This is a genomic window from Endozoicomonas sp. Z74 (genome assembly GCF_057680865.1).
This window is the reverse complement of record NZ_JBLYZI010000194.1, coordinates 1-3,546: the sequence shown is the minus strand read 5'-3', so window position 1 is coordinate 3,546 and position 3,546 is coordinate 1. Positions and strand designations below refer to the sequence as shown.

The 3,546-nt window shown below is 49.3% G+C and carries 2 protein-coding genes; one reads left to right on the top strand and one right to left on the bottom strand.

The features are described 5' to 3' along the window. Nucleotides 1-306: 306 nt before the first annotated feature. Complete coding sequence (locus tag ACNRUY_RS26000; protein WP_488114575.1) at nucleotides 307-1,959, top strand: tetratricopeptide repeat protein; 1,653 nt, start codon at nucleotides 307-309, stop codon at nucleotides 1,957-1,959. A 14-nt stretch (nucleotides 1,960-1,973) separates the two neighbouring features. On the opposite strand, the gene ACNRUY_RS25995 is transcribed toward ACNRUY_RS26000, so the two are convergent. Next, nucleotides 1,974-3,338, bottom strand: coding sequence for a sodium:solute symporter family protein (locus ACNRUY_RS25995; protein WP_488114574.1), 1,365 nt, complete (start codon nucleotides 3,336-3,338; stop codon nucleotides 1,974-1,976). Between the last annotated feature and the right edge of the window lie 208 nt (nucleotides 3,339-3,546).

The following is a 3,546-nucleotide window of genomic DNA, read 5'->3' as shown; positions in this document are numbered from 1 at the left end:
CCGGAAATACCTTGTGCATCACCGGCAATGGGTGAGGGCGGCAGAGTTTTATGGAGGACACCGATCTGCTCTGGGGACATCATGGGTATGGACTTCAGGATGTCTTGGAATTGCTGAGGTTTCATGGCTGGAACTCCACTTTACACGACAATTCTCATGCTCAGGGAGTATAGACCATGTTAGCAACATTTAATTTGAACAGCGCCGGTACGCCATATTTGCCGAATGTTGGTTGGGTTGTCGAGGGATTACCCTTTTATTGCTCTATTTGAAAATTTGACTGGGTATTTACATTCATCTGGGAATGTGAATTGTCACTGGATTGAAGATTGTGAATTTGCCACCTACCTGTACAAATACCTGGAGATGCCCTCGCTGGCTACCCGTCTTTCTGGGCATGAGGGTTATGAGTTTCTGCCTTTCTTTGACCCAGAGCAGAGCTTTGAGGTCTGTTTTCCGGTTTTCGGAAACCTATCCGGGCCATCGAAAGAAGTGTTTTTAAAGACTCTTCAGGAGTCTACTAATGATACCAAGCTGACCCGTTGGCTGGTCAAAGTGCTGACCAATGAGTCATTTGAATTTTCAAAGTTGCGGGACGTTCTCAGAAAGGTAAAAGCGGAGCTTTTCTATTACACGGAAGAGCAGATGACGGTTTATACCATGCTTATGCTTTCGTATCATTATCGCCTGCTGAAGCAGGGCAATATGAAAAAAGCAGAAGCTCTGCTGGCTTACTATGAGCTGCCCCATTCTGCAAGAACCTGGAAATACCCATGGGGGACTTTCCTGTTGCCGATGTTCAAGCAATATGGTCAGGCCCTCTGCCTGGAAAAGCAGGGGCGCTTTCCGGAGGCTGAGAAAATTTATAATGACCTGTCTCAACAGGACCAAATGCCCGTTTTCAGACAGTTGATCCGAATTCACAAGCGTTTAAATGACAGGAGCAAACTAGAAGCTACTTGCGCCCGGGCAATAGCCTACTATCAGGAAAAAGGTTTTCCTGAAAAAGTTGCAGAGTATGAAAGAGAGCTGCTTTCCATGGACTTTGCACAGTGCCAGGAGCAGGCTGCTGGTGATGACAATCCACTCCTCGCAGAAATCAATAGTCAGTCTTCAGAAAGCGGTTTTGTTGGTAGAAAGGTCAGAAAAAGAAAGAAAAAAAACCGGGCTGGCGCTTTGAAACGAAAGCCCAACGACTCGGCAGTGACAGTCATGGAACAAGGCAAAGTCCCGGCTTTGTTCCCTGGCGAAAAGCCTGATGTCAGAGATATTAAGACATCTGTTACAGAAGTGAGGAAAGTTGTAAAACCGAAAGTCCCACCGGCAGCTTCCAGAACCATCAGCCGGTCAGGTGCCTCCGATGATGTTCAAAAGCTGTCGATACACAGTGAATCAGCCAGGCTGGATGAGTTTGGGTATTTCAAAAAAATTTCCGCCATGGTGGATGATTACCGGTTTCCAAAAAAAGATCCTGCCATGGTGGCCGGGATCGACCAAATCGTTCAGGAGGCGCTCTCTTATTACCCGGATGATTTATGGCTTCTTCATGAAGCCGGTTGGTGGTATTACATCTCCGGGCGTTATCAACACTCCATGAAGCAACTGCAGAAAGGTATTCTCCAGGTGGCTATGGGTAGTGATCGCTTTAAGGCGTATTCTGCTCGAGCTGATTGCCCTCCTTCTTTCCAGATGGTCATTGACTGGCTGCATGAAGAAGGACCAGAGCCTGGATCCCAGGAGGCCCGGCATTTTTCTGCTTTTTTGAGTATTTGTGGTCACTGCCTGAGCTGCAGCTCTGCACATTCAAAGCAAAAGTCCGCTTGCGATTTCCGGCAGCTGGCTGATCGCCTTGACCCTCGTCGTGTTTATAAAGCACAGGCTTCTAAATCAGCTGTGGATTCCAGGTTGGCGGTTATTTCGGAAGAAAACTTCCATAAAGCAAGGGAAGGGGGGGTGTGAAAAAACATAAGCGTCTATTTTTCCAGGCGTCCTGATCGGAAAACCACCATCATGCAAAGTGAATTTCCAACCATGCCTGCGATCAGGGCGCTGCTGTCAATCCATTGATCCGGGCAGAAGCTTTTCCAGAGAAGCAGGGTTGCCAGTCCGGTGAGCACAGGCAGGTAAAAACATCTTTTGGGCAGTCTGGGATAAAACAGGGCAACGAACAGGGGGGGAAGTAAAGTTGGTCCCCAGGCTTCAAAGGTACTGAGCAGAATATCCAGTATATCGTCTACCCCGTAAGACATCAGGATGGCTCCAGCCCCGATAACCAGAGTGGCTATCCGGCCATAAAGCAATTGCCATGTGTCTGATAAAGGTCGCACTATTGAGGGAAGCAGGTCATGGGTAAATGCCACCGCAGCGGTATTCAAATAGCTGTCACAAGAGGACATGATTGCCGCCATCAGGGCTGTCACTAGGGCCAGCCTGAACCCTGAAGGCATGGCCTTTAGCAGAATGGTCAAGGTCTGGTCTTGAGCCTGTGTGGCATCCAGTTGATAAGCGATAAGCCCCAGCACTGCGCAGAGTAGAGTCACAAAGAAAACCATGATTGCTGTGATCATCATGGCCAGGGAGGCCTGCCGGGCAGTTCTTGCCATGGTGACCCGTTGTATGGAAACGGGGATCAGGGCATCCCCCAGCAAAAATCCGATGAAGATAATAGTCAGTTTCGGCTGTAAGAAGGCGGTGGAGAAATTCTGGTTTTCTGACATGACGGGCTGAAGAATATACTCAATTCCTCCCAGGTGGTGGACTCCCCAGGCCGTGATCGCGACCAGAACAGAAATCAGAATCAACGCCTGAAACACATCGGTAGTGACCACAGACCGGATTCCTCCCAGGCAACTGTACAGAATCACGCTGGCCATTAATGCCATGGCTGCTGGTGCCTGCCACTGGGGGATAATCATGGCAACCACCCGCTGCATGGCAACGACCTGGGCGGTAATAATGCCCATGCAGAATATCAGCCACAATGCACCACTGATAAAACGGACATCTTGCCCACCATAGGCTTTACCCAGTATTTCTCCGGTGGACAGGCAACCCCGCCACTGGTGAATTCTGGGAGCTAACCAGGCAGTCAATACCAGTTGGAGGGAGAAGCCGAGGCACCCCAGGGGATAGGCCCATTCCATCTGATACGCTTTTTCGGCATTCCCCATCATCACTCCCGCCCCCACGCCGCTGGCCAGAATACTGCAATAGATGGGCAGCGGGCCAAAGGCGTTACGGTCCAGGGCAAAAGCGGCGAATTGCTTGATGGACTTGCGCTGTACCAGGCTGATTACCAGGAAAAGTATGGGAAAGAGAACCAACAGTGCTAGTGTCATTGAACAATAAAGTCTGGCGGACTGGAGTGAAAATCATAGTTCACAGGCAGATCCGCCAACTCAAGCGTTTATGACGTTATTTGTAGTAGTTCAGACCTGATCTGACAGTCACCGATTTTTCAGAGGGTGTCTGTCAGGTCAAATTCAGGCTACAAATTTTTCCTTCCAGATCTCTTTGCCATCTATCAGAGTTTCCATTGGCGTTCTT

What these genes read in the sequence shown, in the direction of transcription:
- ACNRUY_RS25995 (WP_488114574.1), bottom strand. Translation starts at nt 3,338, where the DNA reads ATGACACTAGCACTGTTGGTTCTCTTTCCCATACTTTTCCTGGTAATC.